The sequence below is a fragment of the Oceanobacillus bengalensis genome, from assembly GCF_003628445.1.
GTDB lineage: Bacteria > Bacillota > Bacilli > Bacillales > Amphibacillaceae > Oceanobacillus > Oceanobacillus bengalensis.
In genome coordinates, this window is the sequence record NZ_RBZO01000002.1 from 46033 (window position 1) to 67723 (window position 21691).

Below are 21691 nucleotides of genomic sequence, written 5' to 3' on the forward strand. Positions count from 1 at the left end.
ACTCGTAATGGAAAAAAACACAGAAGTAATGCAGCAATCCAAAGAACTACTACAGACAGTAAATGAAGCACTACAACATATTCAGAACTTGCTTAAAGAAGGAAAGTTCGAATCTACCATTACACTATTTGGCGATGTTGTCCAAGCTTATTCAGCTGTAGAAGGTGCTGTGGATCATTTACCTGATGAACTCCTATCCGTAGAAAATAGAGAGTTAACAACAGAAGTGAGAAATGCAATAGAATTGATTGTAAGTGCCTATGAATCGAAAGACTATGGGAAAGTACAAGAAGTGTTGCAGCTTTCCTTGATACCAAGATTCTCAAAATGGCAGGAAGATTTAGAATCGGTATTTGAGCAGTATTTAGTTTCATAAAACATATAACTGGGAAGCTGTCTTAGATGGCTTCCTATTTTTTTCGACAAAACCTGACAAGTGACAGGCACCACTATTGGCTCCGCTATTAAATATGAATCTATATTTCTGTCACGATATAAGTAAATACTCCTTAATATCCAAAATGAACTGTCTATTCTTTAATATTTGATTAACTCTGACAAGCGATAATCACCTCGACAAGGAGCAAATATTACGCTATAATATGAACTTATCATAAAAAATATTAAACGAATGTAAATTATGAGGTGAGAAAAGTGAAGAAATTAGTATCTACGAAGATGGGATTCTTCGCGATTGCTCTAGTTCTTTTTTGGTTAAAAACCTATTTAATATATAAAGTAGAATTTGATTTGGGTGTAAGTGGAAGTATGCAGGAATTTCTGTTATTCCTAAACCCACTTAGCTCAGGGTTAATTTTCCTTGGACTAGCTCTTTTTGCGAAGGGTAAGAAAGCAGGACGAAACATCATTATAATCGATGCGATTATGACATTTATCTTATATGCAAATGTTGTTTATTATCGATTTAATAGTGATTTTATAACACTAGCTGTTATGAGACAAACGGAAAACTTCGGTAGTCTTGGTGGAAGTATTATCAACTTAATGCAATGGACAGACCTTTTGTATGCAGTGGATATTATTCTATTAATCGTATTATTTACTAAAACAAAAATAAATTGGTCAGCTGAACGATTGAAATTCCGTAAATCTGTTAGTGTACTTCTTGCTGGTGTGATTGTATTTTCTATCAATCTTGGTTTAGCAGAAGCCGACCGACCACAGCTATTAGAACGTACATTTGACCGAAACTATTTAGTTAAGTATCTAGGAATTTATAATTTTTCAATCTATGATGGCATTCAAAGCACAAAGACATCAACACAACGTGTATTAGCAGATAGTGATGATGTGGCTGTTGTTGCGAACTATACTAGATCGAAATATGCTGAGCCGAATGAAGAACTTTTTGGCGTTGGAGCTGGAAAGAATATTATTAAGATTCATTTGGAGTCATTCCAATCGTTCTTAATTGATTTTGAGTTACATGGAGAGGAAGTAACACCGTTCTTAAACTCCTTAGTAAGTGATCAGAGTCAGGATTTTACGTATTTTGATAACTTTTTCCATCAAACAGAGCAAGGAAAAACAGCCGATGCAGAGTTGCTTATGGACACCTCATTATATGGCTTGCCCCAAGGTTCTGCTTTCTCAACAAAAGGAGACAATACGTACCAGGCATTCCCTGCTATAATTGGGCAACGTCAAGGGTACACGAATGCTATCTTCCACGGAGATGGGAAATCTTTCTGGAATCGGGATGAAGTATATAAGCATATGGCAATAGACGAATTCTATCATGAGGATTTTTATGATATGAGTGAAGTGATAGGCTATGGCCTAAAAGATAAGCCCTTCTTTGAACAGTCCATGCCGTATTTGGAAGAAATGGAACAACCATTTTATGCGCATATGATGACATTAACGCATCATCACCCATATTTAATTGATGAGGAGGATGCAACGATCGCTCCCGCTGAAACAGGGGATAAATCGGTTGACCGTTATTTCCAAACAGCAAGATATTTGGATGAATCATTGGAACAGTTTTTCAATGACTTGAAGGAATCTGGTTTATATGAGGATTCAATTATTATGATTTACGGGGACCATTATGGTATCTCTGATAATCATAATCGTGCAATGTCTGAGATTCTCGGTGAAGAAATTACGCCACTGAAAAATGCAGAATTACAACGTGTACCATTTATGATTCGAATTCCTGGAGTAGATGGACAAGGAACCAATCATGAGTATAGTGGTCAAATAGATGTCGTACCAACGATGTTACACATCCTAGGTATTGATGCAAAAGATTATATACTATTTGGAACAGACATGTTTTCTGAAGGTCATAAAGCATACGTTCCATTCCGTAACGGAGACTTTATGACTGAAGAATATAGTTCCATTAACGGTATTTATTATGATAATGCAACCAAAGAAGTCATCGAAGAACCAACCGAAGAGATGAAGGAAATGAAAGAAACTGTCCTTTATGAACTAGGGCTTTCCGATAAAGTATTGTATGGCGATTTGCTTCGTTTTTATACACCTAACGAAGCCTGGGAACCCGTTGATATTAGTGAGTATTTTTATGTGAAAGATCCATTAGGAGATAATGAAGAAGAATAATGTGAAAAGGAAACCTTAGTGATTGCTAGGGTTTCCTTTTTTACTTTGATTAGGGATAGACCAACATAGCATCTGTCCGTCAAATAACGACAATAATCAACAAGAAGCGACAAGTGACAGGCACCTCTGATTAATTGTAATATTACGTGTTTTTGTATTTGTATTCATAATACAAATATTAGTCCGATATAAAGATTGGTTTATTGTATTTATCTTCAAGAAAGGGTGTATATCATATAATGAAAAAAAAGTTTCAATTCAAGCGAATTCGATCAAAAATATATGCTGGATTCGCAGTGAATATCGTATTAATCTTATTTTTAGCAGTTTTTTCTATTGCTTCAATTATAAATATTAATAAGGATACAGAAGAAATAATTAATCACCAGTTAGAATTGTTGATTGTTGATGAACAATTGGCATTAAACATGTCTGAAAGAACAGGGCTAATGCGTGCTTATATCCTATATGATGATCCATCATTCCGTGATGAATTTACACTATCCATAGATGATTCAATAGAATTGGAAGAAAGACTTCTAGAATTAAATGATTCAGAAGAAAATCGTGAAATTATAGATAAGAAAGTGCAATGGGGTACTTTAACGGATGAGGTCATCGTTGAAGCAGAGAATGGAAATAAGGATTATGCTCTTGCGTTAATGAATACAGAGGTGTTGCCACTAGAACAAGAAATCATCCAACATTTCAAAGATAGTGCGAAAGAACGAGAGGCAAACATCAAGGAATTGGGTAGCGATATGGTTAACGCTGGGAAAGATATATTAATGAGTAGTATTTTTATTGTGGTATTTGTACTTGTTCTTTCATTAATTATTCCATTTGTAACTTCACGCAGTATTACAAAGCCAATTCATTCCGTGATGGTGCGTATGAAAGATATTGCTACGGGTGTATTAGATGGTGAGCCGCTTAAAGTAACCACTCGTGATGAGGCAGGTCAGCTCGTTGAAGCTACAAATAATATGACTAGTAGCACAAAGGATTTATTAATCAAAATACAAACCGCATCAGAAACACTATCAAATCATGGTGAAGAACTAATGAACGCTGCAGGTGAAGTGAAAGCTGGAACAGACCAAGTGGCAATTACGATGCAGGAAATATCATCAGGTACGGAAACCCAAGCGAACAGTGCATCTGATATAGCTACACGGATGAAGGGACTTTCAGGAGAAATTGGTGATGCGAATGAACGAGGGAAAAATATTCATCAATATTCAAATAATGTTCTAGATATGACAGCTAAGGGAATCAAATTGATGGAAAGCTCCAATGGGCAAATGCTAAAAATTGATCAACTTGTTAAGCATGCTGTTAAGAAAGTGGAAGGCCTTGATTCAGAGGCGCAGCAAATATCTAAGCTTGTATTAGTTATTCAAGAGGTTGCCGACCAAACAAACTTATTAGCACTTAATGCGGCGATTGAAGCTGCAAGGGCTGGTGAGCATGGCAAAGGTTTTGCAGTAGTAGCGGATGAGGTTCGGAAGTTAGCGGAACAAGTATCTGCTTCGATAAAAGATATTACTTCGATTGTAGGGAACATTCAGCACGAATCGAATAGTGTTGCAACATCCCTTCAAGATGGGTATGTTGAGGTAGAAAAAGGGACCAAGCAAATTAAAACTACTTCTGAGACTCTAGATGAGATAAGTACGTCCATCAAGAAAATGTCTCAAGACATTACAACGATATCAGATAACCTTGCGATGATTGAAACAAACACGAAAACAATGGATCATTCAATTGAGGAAATTGCATCTGTTACAGAGGAAGCAGCGGCGGGTGTTGAACAAGTTGCAGCATCATCTGAGCAAACGAGTAGCTCGATGGATGAAGTTACTACTAGTGCTGAACAATTGGCGAAATTATCCGAGGAATTAAACGAATTACTACGTCATTTCAAAATATAAGAATAAGTATCGGTGGAATAAAGGTTTGCACCTACGTTTAGAAAAAACAGGAATCTCTCAAGGGAGCTCCTGTTTTTTTTGAGAGCCTGGCACCCTCCTGAATCAATCGACAAATTTCGACGAGTGACAGGCACCAAAAAAGGGCCAAAAATACCTTCACAATCCGATAAATGTTGCCGATATTAAGAATATAGTTCATTTTTACTACAGATGACATGATTCCCGCCTTACTGTTGTAGGTAATTAAGTATAAAAACTTGCTTACCTGAATAAGCGGGAAGCAGGATATAGGTCAGTTCGGTGTTGCGACAAGGACATCGCATTTTTAACCGAACTTCCCCAAAGGCTTGGTTTAAGTCTTCATTTTCTAAGAGATTTTTCAGAAGGAGCTTTTATATGTCAGTATCAATTGAAGAAAGAAATCGATTAATTTTGCATTTATTGAATGGAACAAATGCGTCACTGAAAACAATCATACCAATCCAACATAAGATCTCTAAACCAGAACTGTTAGGGAAATTCCTGAAAATTCACTTTGGTGTGTTGATCGGATTTACAGGGGATGTGAAGGGAAAGTTAATTATCGACGGTGAACCCTCCGTATTCAGTATGATTGGTCAATCCATGTTTGGAATGACGGTTGAAGGGGAGATGCTTCAATCGTTTAGTGGAGAATTGGGGAATATGATTGCTGGAAATCTTTCCACAAATATCGTAAAGCAAGGGATTCAAACTGACATTACAGCACCTTCTATTATGGAGGGAAGCACAACAATATCAGGTTATGAGCGAGCACTATCAATCAGCGTTATCTTTGAAAATGCAGGGGAAATCAACGTTCACTTATTACTAGATTGATAAGATAAACGTGTAAAATGGAAAATGCTAGATTTTTCGCGTCAATTATCTTATTTTGTAGTAAAATAATAGTAGATACGGATATGGAAAAAATGACTTCAGCTAGCATTTAAATAGGTAGTAAGACATCCATTCGATTCGTTCAAAGAATTCGTATGGCGTATAAGGCATGGACCAAAAAGTCTAGTGCCCGATTTATACGGTTTATCATAATCATAAGAACCTATCTAACAGGTTTCTTTTTAAATTCTAGTTATAGAAAGGAATTATCATATGAATACAGATCAATACTTAGATGTGTTCTTGGACGAAAGCCGTGAGCATTTGCAGGCTGTTAATGACAACATTCTCGAACTAGAAAAGCAACCAGAAAATCTTGAGCTTGTCCAAGAAATCTTCCGTTCTGCCCATACACTTAAGGGAATGGCTGCAACAATGGGCTTTGAAGATATTGCATCACTTACACATAAAATGGAAAATGTTTTAGATCAAATAAGGAACAGCAAATTGGCTGTAACGACTGAGGTTATCGATATTATTTTCGTAGCCATTGAGTATTTGGAAAACATGGTGAATTCGATTAGTGAAGGAAATGATGGTAAAAAGGATGTCTCTGAACTTGTTAATCGTTTGGAACGTGTTGAAAAGGGAGAAACAGTTGTAGCTCCTACTCGTTCTGATCAGGTGACAGAACTAGCAGTGACATTAGAAGTGGAACCTACTACACAGGTAAAAATAGATTTAGATGAATTCCAAATGGAAATTGTTCAACAAGCAAAAGAACAAGGGTTTTCAGTCTATCAAATTACAGTGACCTTAACCGAAGAATGCATCTTAAAGGGTGCACGTGCTTATATGGTGTTTGAAATTCTTGAGAAAAAAGGAGAAATCATTAAAACGATTCCTACTGTTGAAGAAATTGAAGAGGGAAGTTTTAATGGTCAATTTTCCTTTGTCTTTGTATCAAAAGAAACGGAAGAAGATATAAAGGCTCCTATTTTTAAAGTATCTGAAATAGAAGAAGTTGAAATAAACTATTTCACTTCAACTCCATCTCCTAGTACAATGGAAGAACTAAAAGAAGAAGCGAAAAGTAAAGAGAAACAGGCCACTTCTGCTGTGTCACCTTCAAAAGACAATAGTCAACCGCAAGAGTCGAAACACAATGCTTCAAAAACCATCCGTGTGAATTTGGAACGGATTGATGATCTATTAAATATTTTTGAAGAAGTAGTGATTGACCGAGGTAGATTAGAAGTTATAGCAGATGAGATAGCGAATACAGATTTAAAAGAAACAGTTGAACATTTAAGCCGTGTATCATCTGAAATGCAAAGCTTAATATTATCCATGCGAATGGTACCAATTGAGCAAGTGTTTAATCGTTTTCCAAGAATGATTCGCGGGTTAGCGAAAGATTTAAACAAGCAAATTAATCTTGAAATCATAGGTGCGGACACAGAACTTGATCGTACCGTAATTGACGAAATTGGTGATCCACTTGTTCACTTAATTCGAAATTCTGTTGATCATGGGATTGAACTGCCAGGTGTTCGCAGTCAAGCAGCTAAGCCAGAAGAAGGCACAATAAAGCTTCGTGCCTATCATAGTGGGAACCATGTTTTTATCGAGATTGAAGATGATGGTGCTGGAATTAATCGTGATAAAGTACAAGCGAAAGCAATTGAAAAGGGATTAGTAACAAAAGCTCATGCTGAAACATTATCTGATGATGAAATTGCTCAATTTATTCTAGCATCTGGATTTAGTACAGCTGATAAAGTTTCTGATATATCTGGTCGAGGAGTTGGACTAGATGTTGTTAAAAATAAAATAGAAGCATTAGGCGGGCAGATTAACATTGAAACACAATCTGGAAAAGGTAGTATTTTCTCTATACAACTACCATTAACACTTTCCATTATTGCTACGTTATTGGTGAAAGTTCAAAAAGAAACCTATGCGATTCCGTTATCATCCATTATTGAAACAGTGCTTTTAGAAGATAGTAAAATTATGTATGCCCATGGAAAACAAGTAATGGACTTCCGTGGAAAAGTGATTCCACTCGTTTCCTTAAGTGATGTTTTTCAAGTGCCTCGTGAAGAAGAAGTGGATAACCCATACCATGCTATTGTTGTTGTGAAAAAAGGAGACAAAGTTACAGGATTAATCGTTGATTCCTTCATTGGTCAAAAAGAGGTTGTCTTAAAAGCGTTAGGAAGTTATCTAAAAGATGTATTTGCCATTTCCGGTGCAACGATTCTTGGAGATGGTGAGGTAGCGTTAATTATTGATCCAAATGCTTTAATTAAATAAAACTGGGAGGCATATATATGGCTGAACGTTCTAAATATATTATTTTTAAATTACATGACCAGTCTTTTGGTGTGAATGTAGAGCAGGTCACTTCCATTGAACGCTTACAGGAAATTACGGCTGTCCCTAGGGCATCGCGTTTTATTAAAGGTGTGACATATATTCGGGAGGAAACGACTCCTATCATTGATTTGAAAGAACGATTAGTAATGAAAGAAACGGAAACAACCGACGATACTCGTATATTAGTTGTCACTATTCAAGGAATGCAAATTGGCCTAATCGTCGATGCCGCAACAGAAGTAAAAGATATTGATGTTGCAATGATAGAGCCAGCACCAAAGATTGTTGGTGGAGTGCACGATACTTTTATAAAAGGTGTCGCAAAATTAGAAGAAGGATTGCTGATTTTATTAGAATTAGATGCTGTTATCGATTCGGAGGAAGAAGCAGAACTTCATGGTGTTGTAACAAAATAGATGTGAGGAGTAGCATATTGTGTGCTGCTCCTTTTTCTGTCTCCAGCTTCTAAAGTAAGAAGTTTCTTTCGCTAAACGCCAGCATTCATACTTTTTTTACTATTCGTGAAATATTGTGTTATAGTAGTAATTGAGCGTCTTTTTTATTGTATAACAGAAAAGGTATTAGGAAGTGAATTTATGCAACAGAGGAAGTATGGCTTTCATGATTTCTACTTTTGGAAAATTACAGTTAGTTTGGCGTTTGCATCGTTTTTTGTCTTTGCAGCGATGTATGTTGTACAGCCACTACTCCCACTTTATGTAGAGGCGTTTGGGGTTTCAATTAATATGTCAAGTTATGCGCTGTCATTAACAATTCTCGGTCTGATTCTTGGTTTAATTACTTTAGGATTTTTATCTGATCGTATTGGTAGGACAATGATCATAAAATTTTCTCTTATTGGATCCGTAATCCCGTTCTTTGTTATTCCGTTATCAGATTCATTTACACTTTTGTTAATCCTTCGTTTTATTCAAGGTTTTGCACTTGCAGGGCTCCCAGCAGCGTCACTAGCATATTTGAATGAAGAAATAGAACGAAGAAGTGCAGGTGTAGCAATTGCATTATACATATCAAGCAATGCTTTAGGTGGAATGGCAGGACGTGTGCTAACAGGATACATTGCTGATCATTTTTCATGGCAACATGCTTTTTACTTTTTCGCAATCTTAGGAGTCATTATTGTCGTTATCGTATGTATGACGCTTCCAAAATCAAATTTTTTTGAACCGAGCAATGAATCATTTAAGAGGGATATCGAGGGATTCTTCTTCCATTTAAAAAATCCAGTACTCGTTTTAGTAATTGGTATTGGAATTGTGTTACAATTTTCGTTTACTGGTATGTGGACATACTTACCGTTTCACTTGGAAGTAGAGCCTTTCAATTTATCACTTGAAGCGATTTCCTATATGTATTTTGCCTATGCATTGGGAGTGGTTGGTTCTCCTTTAGCTGGGTGGCTTGCAGGAAACTTTGGATTAAACCGGGTTAGGAATATTGGGATCTTTGTAATGGCATTGGGTTCCTTTATTACGTTTAGCAAGTCGCTTGTTTTAATTGTTGTCGGATTATGTGTGCTATGCCTTGGTTTTTTTACCGCGCATTCCCTTACAGCAACATCCGTCGGCGAACAAGCAACACATCACAAAGGGAGCGCATCAAGCTTGTATCTAGTAGCCTACTATATTGGTGTAACACTAGGGAGTTCTGCTGTAAGTCCACTATGGGAATTGGCAGGATGGAATGGAGTTGTATTGTTAGCTGGAATGTTACCAATCCTATATCTGCTGTTTGTTACGGTTATGTCAAAGCGCGTACAAACAGGTGAGGAGAAAATGCAAGCATAACGACATGCAAGTAAAGGTAGGTAGCGAAGTTTATCCTTTCCTATCTGTCAAAAAAAAGAAGCTTCCCATCTTATGGAATGGAAGCTTCTTTTTACTGTTTTTTTAACCTAAATGCATCTGGGAATGTATTAATATTAATTCCTAAAGCTAGTGATAGAAGGAAGTATACGGTTAAAGTAACTAATACGATGGCAACAACATTTAATAGAAATCCCGTTTTTGCCATGTCAGGGATACGTAGGTAACCTGATCCGAATACAACGGCATTTGGTGGTGTTGCAACTGGTAACATGAATGCGCACGATGCAGCTAAACTGGCAGCAACCATTAATACAAGTGGATGTACGTCTAATGCTACGGCAAGTGCTGCCATTATCGGGTACATCATCGTAGCTGTTGCTGTATTTGAAGTTATTTCAGTAAGAAAAATAACGAGTGTTGTAACAATAAGTACCACAACTAATAGATTTACGTCTTGTAATGAGGTTAATTGTGTACCAAATAATTGATAGTTTAATAGCGGGTTAAGCGCTTTAATCGTTTTTTTTTATTAAAATCAGTGTGTTTTGATGTGGAACAGATCCAGAGCAAGATATGCACATGTATCAATGTTTTCTTGCGGCTTCCCCTTTTTTTCCTTTGCCAACCTATCATAATTGTATTAGAATAGCTAAAGATAAACATCATAAGAAGCGAGATGATAGGGGATGCCGAAAGAAATTTGGCTTTTAGTTATTGCGACAACCATTAACGTTACTGGCGGATCTTTTTTATGGCCGTTAAATACCATTTACATGCATAATGAACTTGGTAAAAGTTTAGCTTTTGCTGGGTTCATTTTAATGTTTAACCAAGGAGCAAATATCGTCGGTAATCTAATTGGTGGGACGCTTTTTGATCGATATAGTGCCTATAAGACAATTCTTTATGGGACAATACTATCGGCAGTAGCAGCGGTTGCGTTATCTTTTTACCATAGTAGTGTAGTAGCTTATGCCATTCTTCTTGTATTAATTGGATTTGGTTCAGGTATAACATGGCCTGTCATGTATGCAATGGCAGGTTCGCTCTGGCCAGAGGGTGGTCGCCGTACATTTAATGCAATTTATGTTGCGCAAAACTTAGGTGTCGCATTGGGTGCAACGATTGGTGGATATATTGCAAGTATTTCGTTTGACTACATCTTTATGGCAAATGCTATTTTGTTTGTTGTATTCTTTTTCATTGTGTTGTTTACATTTAAGGACTTTGATAATGCGCGTGACAGGCAAATGCACACATCTGTCATTGAACAAAGAGGGGAGATTAAGGATAAATCTGCTTTTGTTTCTTTGTTGGTCTTGTGTAGTGGATTTTTAGTTGTTTGGATTGCGTACACCCAGTGGCAAGCAACCATCGCGCCATACACGCAAGATCTTGGTATTCCACTGGAACAATATAGTACTTTATGGGCGATAAACGGTTTCCTTATCGTTTTCTCTCAACCTTTGATAAAATGGATAACGGGTAAGGTTACTTCTGTAAAAGCACATATCTATATTGGCACCGTGATAATGATTATTTCATTCTTAATTGCCATGTTTGCAAGAGATTTTACGATGTTTGCTGTGGCGATGGTCATTCTAACATTGGGTGAAGTGTTGATGTGGCCAGCCTTCCCGACGCTCGCAAACGAGTTAGCACCAAAAGGACGCTCTGGTTTTTATCAGGGGCTTGTCAATAGTATTGCAGCAGTAGGGAGAATGATTGGACCTGTTCTAGGTGGATTTATCGTTGATACGACCAATATGGAAGTATTATTCTATGTTGTTATTGCACTATTATTTATTCCATTTGTAACGACAACGATATTTGAACGATTTGGAAAAGGTGAAGGTGAAAAACAAACAAATTAAGTTAAGGAGTGTTATCATGACAAAAGAAATCAAGCTTATCGCTTTAGATATGGATGGAACATTGTTAACGACCGATCATAAGGTTTCCACAGCAACGAAATCGGTTATTAAAAAAGCGTTGGACAGAGACATCCATGTTGTACTTAGCACAGGAAGAGGCATCGGGAATTGTCATCCAATTGCTGAAGAACTTGGACTAAAATCCTATCTTGTTACTGCCAATGGTGGGGAGATATGGACGGTGGAAAAAGAGCTACTCGATCAGCATTTGCTTGCGACTGAAACGATTGAAAAACTATGGAACACTGGAAAAGAAATTGGTGTCTTTATGTGGATGATTTCCACAGAAGGTGTCTTCTATAATGAAGCTCCAGACAACTTTTATGACTATAAATGGCTGAAGTTTGGTTGCCAGTCGGATGAAAAAGACAAACTAGATAAAATGGTAAAAGAACTATCTTATTTTGAGGAATTAGAATTAACAAATTCATTGGAAACAAATGTAGAAGCTAATCCAAAAGGAGTTAGTAAAGCACAGGCTTTAGCATTCGTCTGTGAGAAAATCGGGATTACGATGGATGAAGTAATGGCATGTGGTGATAGTTTGAATGATATTAAAATGATTCAAGAAGCAGGTATTGGTGTTGCAATGGGGAATGCGCAAGAAGCGATTAAACAAGTTGCCCAGTTTGTTACCGATACGAATGATAATGATGGTGTTGCAAAAGCGATAGAGAAGTTTGTTTTAGTTTGATTAAGATTGGTGGGGCCCCGCTGGATTGGCGGGGCTTATTTTGATGTTGCGTAAATGTGTGTGAAGCTATGGATAGAATCTAGTTTATCAGCAGATGAGGCGAAGAAATCAAAAGCTGCAAGTAATATAACATCACCTGCAACCTCCAACAATCAATTAAATGCCAGCCACCCAATACATCAAAACGGATACCAACACTGATGCGGTAACCATTGCAGCTAGCGGACGGAGTGCTTTTGTCTTTACTTCTTTCAAATTAACATTAAGACCAAGACCGACCATAGCCGATGTTAAGATAAAGGTTGTTGCAAAACTAATCCCATCCAGTAACCCAGCTGTTACAGGAATAACATCTCCCAGTACAAAGCTTCCAAACAAACTCATTGCAACAAATCCCAACAAGAACCATGGAAATGCTACTTTTGCATTCTTATCTGTTGAAGAAGTTCGACGGCGGTTTTTCATCCAAAATATGAATAGAAAACAAAGTGGCACAAGTAAGAAAACACGGCTGAGTTTCGCCAATAAAGCCATAGCAAGTGCTTCTTCTCCAGCAGGTTCGGTAGCCAATGCAACGTGTGCTAACTCATGGAGACTGAGCCCTGACCAAATTCCATACTGTACATCAGCTATCGGTAAAATAGGCATGAAGATCGTATAAATAATAGAGAAAACAGTACCGACTAAAGCGATAATCCCCACGCTAATCGCTGTGTCATCGTCTTCCGACTGTACAATTGGTGCAACTGCTGCGATTGCTGCTGCTCCACAAACCCCAGTACCCACACCTAATAATAAGGATATTCGCGAATTTGCTTTAAATAATTTTGCAAGAAACATTGTAACAAGAATGGCAAAAATAATGGTAACAGCACTCTTAGCTAGAAGTCCTAATCCATCAGTCAAAATAATATCGATATTTAATTTTAAACCGTATAAAATAATTGCGAAGCGTAATAAATATTTGGATGAAAATTGAATTCCAATCCGTAAAAATTCAGGGTAACCAAAAACTTGTCGATATATGATGGCTAAAATGATAGCACAGGCTAGTGGGCCTGCCTGATTAAATCCTGGGATAAGAGAAAGGAAGGACCCGAATAACGCAATGATAAATGTAAAACCAATTCCTAAATATAATTTCTTCCAGTAGTCTGCATTCCTTGATAATAAGGACATGTAAACAGCCCCTTTCAGTAACAACTAGTGTTTATTATAAATTTGTTTTTATTATAAGAAAAATAAATTATAATTATCATTATGATAAGGTTTACTTATAAAAAGAACGGATTCTAATAAGTTGTTCGTTCACCCTCCACATCCAATATTCCCAGAAAGGAGCACACCAATGGATCAACACCTAAACGTATTTATCCAAGTAGTAGAGAATAGAAATTTTTCCCGAGCGGCGGAAGCGTTGCATATGTCACAACCAGCAGTAAGTCAATATATTCAGTCTTTAGAAAAGGAGCTCGGCACTAAGTTGCTTGAGAGAACGAATAAATATGTAGAAGTAAATAAAGCGGGAAATATTGTTTATCAATATGCAAAAAAGATTTCAAGGAATTATGAGCAAATGCGTGTGCTTGTCTCTGATTTGAAAAATAAACCTAGTGGAGAGCTGAAGATAGGTGCTAGTTATACGATTGGGGAATATCTTCTACCGCAAATATTGGCTCAGTTGCAATTTCAATACCCCGATATCATTCCAATCGTGTCAATCGGAAACACAGAGGATATTGGAAAAAAACTGATTCAGCATGAAATTGATATTGGTTTAATTGAAGGGGAATTCTCCCATCCGCAAATACAAGCAAAGGACTTCTGGACGGATGAGATGTATATCATTTCAAGTAGTAGGCAACCCTTATTAATACGTACATATAAGGATTTAGAAAAGCAGACTTGGATTATTCGTGAAGAAGGTTCGGGTACTCGAAAAATGTTGGAACGATTTTTTGAAAGTTATCATATTTCACCAGCTCGTCTCATAACATTAGGTAGTACGCAAATAATTAAAGAAGGAGTGGAGTCTGGTCTTGGAATCAGTTTGCTTTCTGATTTAACCTTTAAGAAGGAATTAGAGTTAGATCGGATTGTAAAATTAGATGTAGAAGGAACTCCAATCAGGCGCCAATTCTTTATCATTAAGAACCATCATGAATTTCATTCAAAAGCATTTCAAGTATTTGAAAATTTAGTTATGTCATGGCTTGATTAGGTGTGCGGCCTTTCTTTATTCATTTGAAAGGCGTATAATAGGATGTATTATGGAAAGGGGATGCTTTCATGTCATTTTCTCGTGGTCCAAAAGAACCAGTACCAGAAGTGGAAACAAATATTTGGTCATGTACTAGTGATGATTGCCAAGGTTGGATGAGGGAATCATTTAGTTTTGAAGAAGAACCATCCTGTCCACTATGTCAATCGACAATGGGACGAGAAGTACGAGTACTTCCCGAGATTAAGTAGGAAACAGTATCTCCAGATTTTTGAAGCTAAATATAATGTTTCGTACAGGTATGGTGTCGCGCTTATGACATCTTTTTCTATAGCTTCTGTAAAAGCACTGATTCGACCAAGAATCAGTGTTTTTTACGTTATTTCTGTGATAACAACTAACAGATAAGAATAGGCTCTAATAAGGGATATTTTTTATTTTTTCTTGCCTCGAATTCACCCAATACGTATTTTTATCATATTTTAATAAAGAACGTTTAAAAAGGATGTGTCTAGTTGAAAACATATTACGTTAGCGGCAATACTGCAGAGGGATTTGTTACTTATCTCGATAGCAATGTGGAAAATATAAAGCAAATTATTGTTTTAAAACACCCATCTAATACGTTAAAAACGACGATTATCAATCGTTTGATTGTGGCATATAAAGATAATGAGATCGAAGTGTTGAAAAGTCCATTAAGTAATAACTATCTAGATGGTGTGATCATTCGTGATAAATCAATCGCTATTATTAATAATAGGCTTTCAACACCCGATTTAGCAGGAGCAATCGAGCTTGACCTCAGTTTATTTATTAAAGATAAGCCGAATGTAAATAAGGAAGCGACAGAGAAATTCAATCTCTATACTGAAAAAGCCTACGAAAATTTCAAAACTGGGTTAAGTGTGCATGATGATTTAGAAGAAATTTATATTACGGAGATGAATTTTAAAGCAGCTGACAAACTAGCGGACAGCCTCATTCAAAAACTTCTCCACAATAAGAGAAAACAAAATCGAAATGCATTTACATCTCACCGCCTTTTTGGAACAAACACTGCGGATGGCGTTGTAAATGAAGTGCCTCACATCATTGAACAAATTAAAAATGTTTATTACATTAAAGGTCGTGCTGGTACAGGTAAGTCGACGTTCATGAAAAAAGTCGCGACGGCTTGCACACAATTCGGTTATGATGTGGAATTGTATCATTGTAGCTTTGACCCAAATAGTTTGGACATGGTCATTGTCCGTGATCTCGAATTTTGTATGTTTGATAGCACGGATCCACATGAATTTTTTCCAAGTAGAGAAGGAGAAGAAATTATCGATTTGTATGAGGAAGCAGTGACACCAGGAACGGATGAAAAATTTGAAAAACAAATTAATGAGATCAATAATAACTATAAAGCATTTATGAAAAAAGGTGTGAAAGATTTGAAAGAAGCAGGAATATATTTGGAAAAAATGGAAAAAAACGTTGTATTTACAGAGAAAGAAACAGATAATATTACAGCGTTTATCAAGGAACAAATTGTTCAGTGATGTAAATTCTACGTAAATATTCCTTGCTATTTCGTTAAATATACGATAAAATAAATTAACTGAAAATTATGATATGTTGTTCAAAAAATTAGGTAGGTGGATTGGATGGTAACCGTTAAAATGCTAAAGCCTTACTACATTAAAACGGATAATGAATATGTCCGTATCGTGTTGGCTTACCAGTACTTTTCCGTAGTAATTAAAGAAAAGGACTATCAATTTATTCCAATTGAAGCAAATGAAATTAGAATGAATCGTCGCACCCAAAAGGTGGAAAATGTTGATGCTAGGTTTGCATTTCAAAATGGGAAAGAAGTTATTTATCTCACCATGGCCAAATTAATCACCCTCCCGGATTTCCTTCAGCAGCTACATTCTATCGTTGGCTCGTACTATATTCGTGAAGAAGAAGAAAGTATGGGTGAACATGGTATTGAAAGCGCAATCATCATTGAGCAGCTTGAGAGAATGAATGTGAGAAGATTGATTGATAAAGCACTGGATGAGCATGATGAAGCAGCATTCCATGAGTTAATAAAATATCTTTAAGAAAATTACCAAAGAAGCAGTCAAAATCGGCTTGCTTCTTTTTTTTGAAAAAAAGAGGCTGGGACAAAACTAAAACCTTCCAATCAAAAGACGAATATTATAGCATAGGAATCTCAGAATGTTAACTTTCTACAATTGAATGTTAGTTCATAGTTGATGTAAACTTCGGACTAATTTAATTCAGAATATCTTAAATCGGAGCAAGTCTCGCCGTCCGGGATCGCTCCGGGCGGATGCTTTCCGCGGGCACGGCCTCAGCCCTCCTCGCGGAAAAAACGCCGCTGCGGGGTCTTCGGACACGTGCTATTCCCGCAGGAGTCACCGCCCTCCACTCTCCCGTACTGGTGAGGTAGTACAATGCTTTTGACTTTCCATATCGCAGGAGATAATGGTTAGTAACTTAAACTCAGTGGAGGAAACACACGTAGACTCCTACGGGAGGATAGGCCTAGGTGAGACTACGTAGTGCGTTAGCACGAAGAAGGCTCACCAGCCGCCCGTGGAAGAGAAGTGTGTTTCCGGAACGATTTGTTTTGCACAATACTGAATTTCACTAGTCAGCAGTTTATACGAAGTCCTCCATTAATTTGAATTTAATGGAGGACTTAAACTTATCGTTCGGATTTTCTTTACTAAATTTCTTTTTTCCCAGCCTCTTTCACATTATTTTTTGTAGTCCATTAATACATCAGTAACTTTTTGTACAGCAAGGCCAGATTCTTTATTATGAGTGTCCTCTACTTGCATAGCAATTAAAATATCTTGGTCATCGGTTGGATATGCAACAAACCAACTATTCTCCTCACCAGATTCATCAAGTGTTTGCTTTAATTCCACGGTGCCTGTTTTCCCGGAAATCGGGAAATCCGCAGCTTGTGCTTTCTTTGCTGTTCCATCCGTTACGACTGCTCGGAGTGCGTCTTGGATGATATCTACTTGCTCAGGAGTGATTAAACCTTCCTGTAACACCTGTGCCGTTTCTTCACTTGCCAAGAAAGTTGGTTTTATCATATTTCCATCATTTAAGAAAGAAGTATAGGCTGTTGCTAAGTGTATCGCAGTCATCAAGATTTCGCCTTGACCATAGCTTGTATTCGCTAGCAAAAGTTCATCATCTAAATTACCACTATTGGATATTGATGATGCTGTAACGGCATAGCTGTATGGGAAATCAGCACCAAATCCAAACTGTTCTAAGCCACTTACAAATGCGTCAGCTCCCATTTCAACTGCTTGCATTGCAAAGTAAATATTATCTGAGCGAATAAGCGCGTCTTTTAAATCAACTGGACCGTTTGAAGTTGAGACTCTTGTTACTTCATAATCTCCCCACTCTGGTCCCTTGCTCCACGTTAATCCATTAATTTCAAATCCCTCATTCGGATCGATTGTACCATTATGAAGTCCGATTGCTGCTGTAATTGGTTTAAATGCAGAGCCTGGAGCGACAGGAGTAACAATCCGATTAATTAATGGTTGATCTTCGTCGTTATCCCATTTTTCCCATATATCAGCTGATGTACCATACAATATTTCGTTTGGATCGAAGGATGGGCTACTAACAAGTGCTAAGGTTTCACCTGTTTTTGGATTAATTGCAGCCGCTGTACCTGCATCATCTTGGTAGGAGTTGAATAATTTCTCTTGAACATTGATGTCGATCGTAAGTCTGATGTTTTCTCCATGTTTTACAGGTTTCTCAGCAAGTGTAATCTCATCATCTTCGTTTCCATTTGAAACATAGATTTTGATCCCTTGCTCGCCCTTAAGCTGTTCTTCATATAACCGCTCAAGTCCTCTAGCACCAATCAAATCATTCGCGCCATACTTGCTTTCTTCAAATGTTTCGAAGTCATCTGCTTGGATTGTTCGTAAATAGCCTACGAGATGGGCAGCTGCTTCTCCTGCTGGATAAATACGACCGGTAGTCGTTCTTAGACCAATACCACCCACTTCTACTAAACTATTGATTAATGCTTCATCTGTTTTCGTGATTGTAGCAATCGGAACATTGAGATCTGGCTCAACCCAGCTTGCATTAAGTTTCTTATCAATACTTTCTACACTCATCCCAAGTAAGTTTGCAATTTTCTTCTTCGACTGTTCGACATCCCCGGTCATCTTTTCAGGCACAATTCCTACCTCAAATATTTCATCATTTAGTGCTAATGGCATTTCGTTACGATCGAAAATTACACCACGAGTAGGCGTAGTGGTGCTAAAACGAATTTCAGCCCCATCTTTTATTTCTGGGAAAATAAACCCAGAATCCCAGTTAATAAACCAATTTTTCTCTTCTTCTTCGCCCTCTAGGGTAAGAGTTGCCTCGTAATCAAAGGAAATTGGCCCTGCAATTGTTTCCATACCTACAGAGAAAGGAATGGTAGCTGAACCTTCTTCAAAAGCAACTTCAATCGCTTCTTCCTCTATTGGTTCAAAAGCAATTTCGATATTCGTTGCCCCTATATCTTCATAGACATTCTGTGTTCTTTCAACGGAATCTGTAGCTGAAAAGGTCTCTTTCGCCTCGTTTGAGAAAAATCCATACATTTGTTCATAATTCTGCCCGTTCCAATCGTTTACGAAGGCCTCGAAACGGTCATTTGGTGTAGCTTGGTCGTCTGAACAAGCCGTTAAAAAAATGACTAATAATAAGAATAAGCTGATTTTCTTCAACAGTTTGAACCTCCAATCGTGTTCTCTTCAGTATACCATGCCTAATTTGTGACTGCATAAAGGAAAAGTCACACTGTTTAATCACAGGTGACTTTGTTTAAATGTGTGTTTTCCCGATGTCTAGCTCCAGCGCCCAACGACTAGTGGACTTCCCTCACCCCCGTACAATAAGTCAACATCGATTTGCTTACGCTCACCGTGTTTCCTTTATCTCCTTCGGCTCATTCCAGCCCATACGTCGTTAAACGGGCGCTTGCACTTTTTTTTATTACCTAGCTTCCATATGTTCATTGATTTCTGTTGTAATGCGACCGAATTCTTCATCAGGAACAACATAGTAGTATATACCGCCAATTAATTGACCGTTTCCGCTAATTTTCATTGTCTCAATGTTCTTACGTGTACCAATGTAATCGGTAAACAATGTTTGTATTCGATTCATGTCTAAGTCGGTTTGAACGTTGCCACCGAGAATTTCCAGCATATCACCAAATTTAGTAATACTAGAGAAACTAGCAGCTTCATCGATCGCTGCAGCAATTACTTTACGTTGTCTTTCGGTTCGTCCGAAATCGCCATTTGGGTCTTGTTTACGCATGCGAATGTAACTTAGTGCTTCTTTACCATCTAAATGAATATTGCCTTCTTGGAAAGTTGTTCCGTCTTGGGTAAATGCCAAGTCATTTTGAACAGTGACACCACCGAGGGCATCAATTCCTTGTTGGAATCCTTCCATATTGACCCTACCGTATACATGGATTGGAACATTGAATGTTTCTTCAACTGTCTGGACAGATAAATCCGTTCCGCCAAAAGCGTAGGAGTGGTTAATCTTATCCATTCCGCGACCAGGAATATTCACATATGTGTCCCTTGGAATACTTAGCATAAGCATGGAGTTTGTATTCGGATTGAGAGATAATAAAATCATTGTATCGGAACGACCACGATCACCCGCGCGTTCATCAACTCCTAATAAAAGTGCGTTAATGGAATCCTTCTCTTTAAAACGATTTGAAATTTCAGTTTGTCGTTCTGGATTATTGTTTCTTTCTAGTGGACTATGCATCGTTTCAACAGTGTTACCAACTTGATTCCATAAATAAAAAAGGGTTCCACCAATTATTAGGATAATTGCAAGGATAATCCCCCCAACCCAATATGGCCATTTACGTTTTTTCTTTGTGTTTCTTTTGTTTGATCTAGAATCCACTCTCGTATCTCCTTTAATTTCCTTTTCCTAACAAATTTTGTCTGATACTGTATAAAAATAACATATCTTGTCTAGATTATAATCGAATTAGAATAGATAGTCTATGGACTTCTTGCAATTTTTTCATTATTTAATCGTATGATAAAGGTTGTCTCCACCTTATCTTGTGTAATTAATGAAATGTTAAACAGATTTTTTCAGGCAAAAAAAAGAGGCGTGTAGAAAACTGCCTCTTCAATGGTTGTATTCATTTACTCCTCTTCTACCGGAAGTGCTGTAAGAATATAGCGATCAGGTGCATCTCCAATAAAATCGAATGGATAGCATGTTGTAACGGTTAAGACTTCTTTTCCTTGTGGGCGAATAATGGTACGGTCATCTGCATCAACGATTTGTGTTTTTGTAATCTCGTAGGAGAATTCCCCATGCGGAAGTTTTATTGTAAAAATATCACCAATCTCTAATTCACCCATTCTTCGGAAAACAGTATCACGATGTCCAGAGAGAACGATTTGTTCTCCTTGCCTAGGGTGTGCCGTTCCTTTGTAATGACCAACACCTCGTGCAAGATCATCTTCATCCGTTCCCTCCACAATCGCAAGGTCTTCCCCTAATTTGGGGATATGTAGAACACCGACTGTTTCACCAGTAGCAGGAGAAAAGGATTCCGCCTCTTCTAATGAGGAATCTGAAGAAGAAGCTGACACTGTTTTTGAGTGTAAAGAAAGTTCTTCGCCATCATCATCTTCTAACAATGCCTTTGCTTCAGCCAAACTATCTTTTTGCGCCTTCTCTGTTGCGAACCATTGATACCCACCAAAAGCTAAGAAAAATACTCCAGCAGAAATTAATAGGATGGAAAACTTTTTCATTTGGGAAATCTCCTTATTACTTACAATTTATATAAAGTATATACATTATAGACAGTTGAATCAATAAAATATTCAATTAATAATATTAATTATGATGTTTGCGTTCTTTATAAAGATTTAAATAAAATGAAAAACTAAGTATTGCAAAGAATTAATGAGTAAATTAAAGGGATTTGTTCTTAATAACGTAAAAACGGCTGAATTTGAAGTTTTTCTAAATATGAAAAATGTCCTATACTCCAATTATGTTGTTCTTTATAACAAACGAAATTGTTTTAAAAGAGAACAAATGTGGATTATACATACGGAAGGAGGCAATTGAACGCTTCTAAGTCTAACAATGTTGAGAAGAAGTGGATAGGGAAGATGTCCTATCGATAGCAATTG

The 21691-nt window shown here is 37.3% G+C and carries 17 protein-coding genes and 1 pseudogene; 13 read left to right on the forward strand and 5 right to left on the reverse strand.

Annotated features, from left to right (window positions below; genetic code table 11):
• The first annotated feature begins 7 nt into the window (after positions 1-7).
• The 7 genes from D8M05_RS01910 (at position 8) to D8M05_RS01940 (ending at position 9577) form a co-directional block, all read left to right on the forward strand.
• Positions 8-376 (forward strand): DUF8042 domain-containing protein, encoded by a 369-nt coding sequence (locus D8M05_RS01910; RefSeq protein ID WP_121128101.1) that lies wholly within the window; start codon positions 8-10, stop codon positions 374-376.
• Between the two features lie 278 nt (positions 377-654).
• The gene (gene ltaS / locus D8M05_RS01915; RefSeq protein ID WP_121128103.1) at positions 655-2595 is read left to right on the forward strand and encodes a lipoteichoic acid synthase; all 1941 of its coding nucleotides are present in this window, start codon (positions 655-657) and stop codon (positions 2593-2595) included.
• Between the two features lie 239 nt (positions 2596-2834).
• Positions 2835-4529 carry a methyl-accepting chemotaxis protein gene (locus D8M05_RS01920; protein WP_121128105.1) on the forward strand — a complete coding sequence of 565 codons (1695 nt, stop codon included), beginning with the start codon at positions 2835-2837 and terminating at the stop codon, positions 4527-4529.
• Positions 4530-4925: 396 nt separating this feature from the next.
• A complete protein-coding gene (locus D8M05_RS01925; protein ID WP_121128107.1) occupies positions 4926-5387 on the forward strand; it encodes a chemotaxis protein CheX in 462 nt (153 codons plus the stop codon).
• A gap of 273 nt (positions 5388-5660) precedes the next feature.
• The gene (locus D8M05_RS01930; protein ID WP_121128109.1) at positions 5661-7706 is read left to right on the forward strand and encodes a chemotaxis protein CheA; all 2046 of its coding nucleotides are present in this window, start codon (positions 5661-5663) and stop codon (positions 7704-7706) included.
• 17 nt (positions 7707-7723) lie between these two features.
• A complete protein-coding gene (locus D8M05_RS01935; protein ID WP_121128111.1) occupies positions 7724-8185 on the forward strand; it encodes a chemotaxis protein CheW in 462 nt (153 codons plus the stop codon).
• Between the two features lie 180 nt (positions 8186-8365).
• Positions 8366-9577 carry an MFS transporter gene (locus D8M05_RS01940; protein WP_121128114.1) on the forward strand — a complete coding sequence of 404 codons (1212 nt, stop codon included), beginning with the start codon at positions 8366-8368 and terminating at the stop codon, positions 9575-9577.
• A gap of 91 nt (positions 9578-9668) precedes the next feature.
• Here the strand turns inward: D8M05_RS01940 and D8M05_RS01945 are convergent.
• Positions 9669-10076, reverse strand: a pseudogene (locus D8M05_RS01945) (SLC13 family permease); the annotation flags it as partial.
• 208 nt (positions 10077-10284) lie between these two features.
• Between D8M05_RS01945 and D8M05_RS01950 the strand changes: the two are divergent.
• Together D8M05_RS01950 and D8M05_RS01955 are read left to right on the forward strand one after the other, a co-directional pair.
• Complete coding sequence (locus D8M05_RS01950; protein WP_121128118.1) at positions 10285-11472, forward strand: MDR family MFS transporter; 1188 nt, start codon at positions 10285-10287, stop codon at positions 11470-11472.
• 16 nt (positions 11473-11488) lie between these two features.
• Positions 11489-12226, forward strand: coding sequence for a Cof-type HAD-IIB family hydrolase (locus D8M05_RS01955; protein WP_121128120.1), 738 nt, complete (start codon positions 11489-11491; stop codon positions 12224-12226).
• 156 nt (positions 12227-12382) lie between these two features.
• Here the strand turns inward: D8M05_RS01955 and D8M05_RS01960 are convergent, their stop codons facing one another.
• Positions 12383-13405 (reverse strand): YeiH family protein, encoded by a 1023-nt coding sequence (locus D8M05_RS01960; protein ID WP_121128122.1) that lies wholly within the window; start codon positions 13403-13405, stop codon positions 12383-12385.
• Between the two features lie 169 nt (positions 13406-13574).
• On the opposite strand from D8M05_RS01960, the gene D8M05_RS01965 reads away from it, so the two are divergent.
• The 4 genes from D8M05_RS01965 (at position 13575) to D8M05_RS01980 (ending at position 16543) form a co-directional block, all read left to right on the forward strand.
• Positions 13575-14447 carry a LysR family transcriptional regulator gene (locus tag D8M05_RS01965; protein WP_121128124.1) on the forward strand — a complete coding sequence of 291 codons (873 nt, stop codon included), beginning with the start codon at positions 13575-13577 and terminating at the stop codon, positions 14445-14447.
• 68 nt (positions 14448-14515) lie between these two features.
• Positions 14516-14698, forward strand: a complete 183-nt coding sequence (locus D8M05_RS01970; protein WP_121128126.1) for a cold-shock protein — start codon at positions 14516-14518, stop codon at positions 14696-14698.
• Between the two features lie 264 nt (positions 14699-14962).
• Entirely contained in the window at positions 14963-15994 is a 1032-nt protein-coding gene (locus tag D8M05_RS01975) for a hypothetical protein (protein ID WP_121128128.1), read from the forward strand.
• A 105-nt stretch (positions 15995-16099) separates the two neighbouring features.
• The gene (locus tag D8M05_RS01980) at positions 16100-16543 is read left to right on the forward strand and encodes an IDEAL domain-containing protein (RefSeq protein ID WP_121128130.1); all 444 of its coding nucleotides are present in this window, start codon (positions 16100-16102) and stop codon (positions 16541-16543) included.
• Positions 16544-17206: 663 nt separating this feature from the next.
• Here D8M05_RS01980 and D8M05_RS01985 read toward each other — a convergent pair.
• The 3 genes from D8M05_RS01985 to D8M05_RS01995 form a co-directional block, all read right to left on the reverse strand.
• A complete protein-coding gene (locus D8M05_RS01985; protein ID WP_183072679.1) occupies positions 17207-19219 on the reverse strand; it encodes a penicillin-binding transpeptidase domain-containing protein in 2013 nt (670 codons plus the stop codon).
• A gap of 268 nt (positions 19220-19487) precedes the next feature.
• Positions 19488-20432, reverse strand: coding sequence for an LCP family glycopolymer transferase (locus D8M05_RS01990; protein ID WP_121128134.1), 945 nt, complete (start codon positions 20430-20432; stop codon positions 19488-19490).
• A 251-nt stretch (positions 20433-20683) separates the two neighbouring features.
• The gene (locus tag D8M05_RS01995; RefSeq protein WP_121128136.1) at positions 20684-21304 is read right to left on the reverse strand and encodes a class D sortase; all 621 of its coding nucleotides are present in this window, start codon (positions 21302-21304) and stop codon (positions 20684-20686) included.
• Positions 21305-21691: the final 387 nt, after the last annotated feature.

Bases quoted from the DNA above. Each gene is read 5' to 3' on its own strand.
- D8M05_RS01970 (WP_121128126.1), top strand. From the start codon at position 14,516: ATGTCATTTTCTCGTGGTCCAAAAGAACCAGTACCAGAAGTGGAAACA.
- D8M05_RS01965 (WP_121128124.1), top strand. From the start codon at position 13,575: ATGGATCAACACCTAAACGTATTTATCCAAGTAGTAGAGAATAGAAAT.
- D8M05_RS01980 (WP_121128130.1), top strand. From the start codon at position 16,100: ATGGTAACCGTTAAAATGCTAAAGCCTTACTACATTAAAACGGATAAT.
- D8M05_RS01940 (WP_121128114.1), top strand. From the start codon at position 8,366: ATGCAACAGAGGAAGTATGGCTTTCATGATTTCTACTTTTGGAAAATT.
- D8M05_RS01920 (WP_121128105.1), top strand. From the start codon at position 2,835: ATGAAAAAAAAGTTTCAATTCAAGCGAATTCGATCAAAAATATATGCT.
- D8M05_RS01925 (WP_121128107.1), top strand. From the start codon at position 4,926: ATGTCAGTATCAATTGAAGAAAGAAATCGATTAATTTTGCATTTATTG.
- D8M05_RS01950 (WP_121128118.1), top strand. From the start codon at position 10,285: ATGCCGAAAGAAATTTGGCTTTTAGTTATTGCGACAACCATTAACGTT.
- D8M05_RS01995 (WP_121128136.1), bottom strand. From the start codon at position 21,304: ATGAAAAAGTTTTCCATCCTATTAATTTCTGCTGGAGTATTTTTCTTA.
- D8M05_RS01935 (WP_121128111.1), top strand. From the start codon at position 7,724: ATGGCTGAACGTTCTAAATATATTATTTTTAAATTACATGACCAGTCT.
- D8M05_RS01930 (WP_121128109.1), top strand. From the start codon at position 5,661: ATGAATACAGATCAATACTTAGATGTGTTCTTGGACGAAAGCCGTGAG.
- D8M05_RS01910 (WP_121128101.1), top strand. From the start codon at position 8: ATGGAAAAAAACACAGAAGTAATGCAGCAATCCAAAGAACTACTACAG.
- D8M05_RS01955 (WP_121128120.1), top strand. From the start codon at position 11,489: ATGACAAAAGAAATCAAGCTTATCGCTTTAGATATGGATGGAACATTG.
- D8M05_RS01960 (WP_121128122.1), bottom strand. From the start codon at position 13,405: ATGTCCTTATTATCAAGGAATGCAGACTACTGGAAGAAATTATATTTA.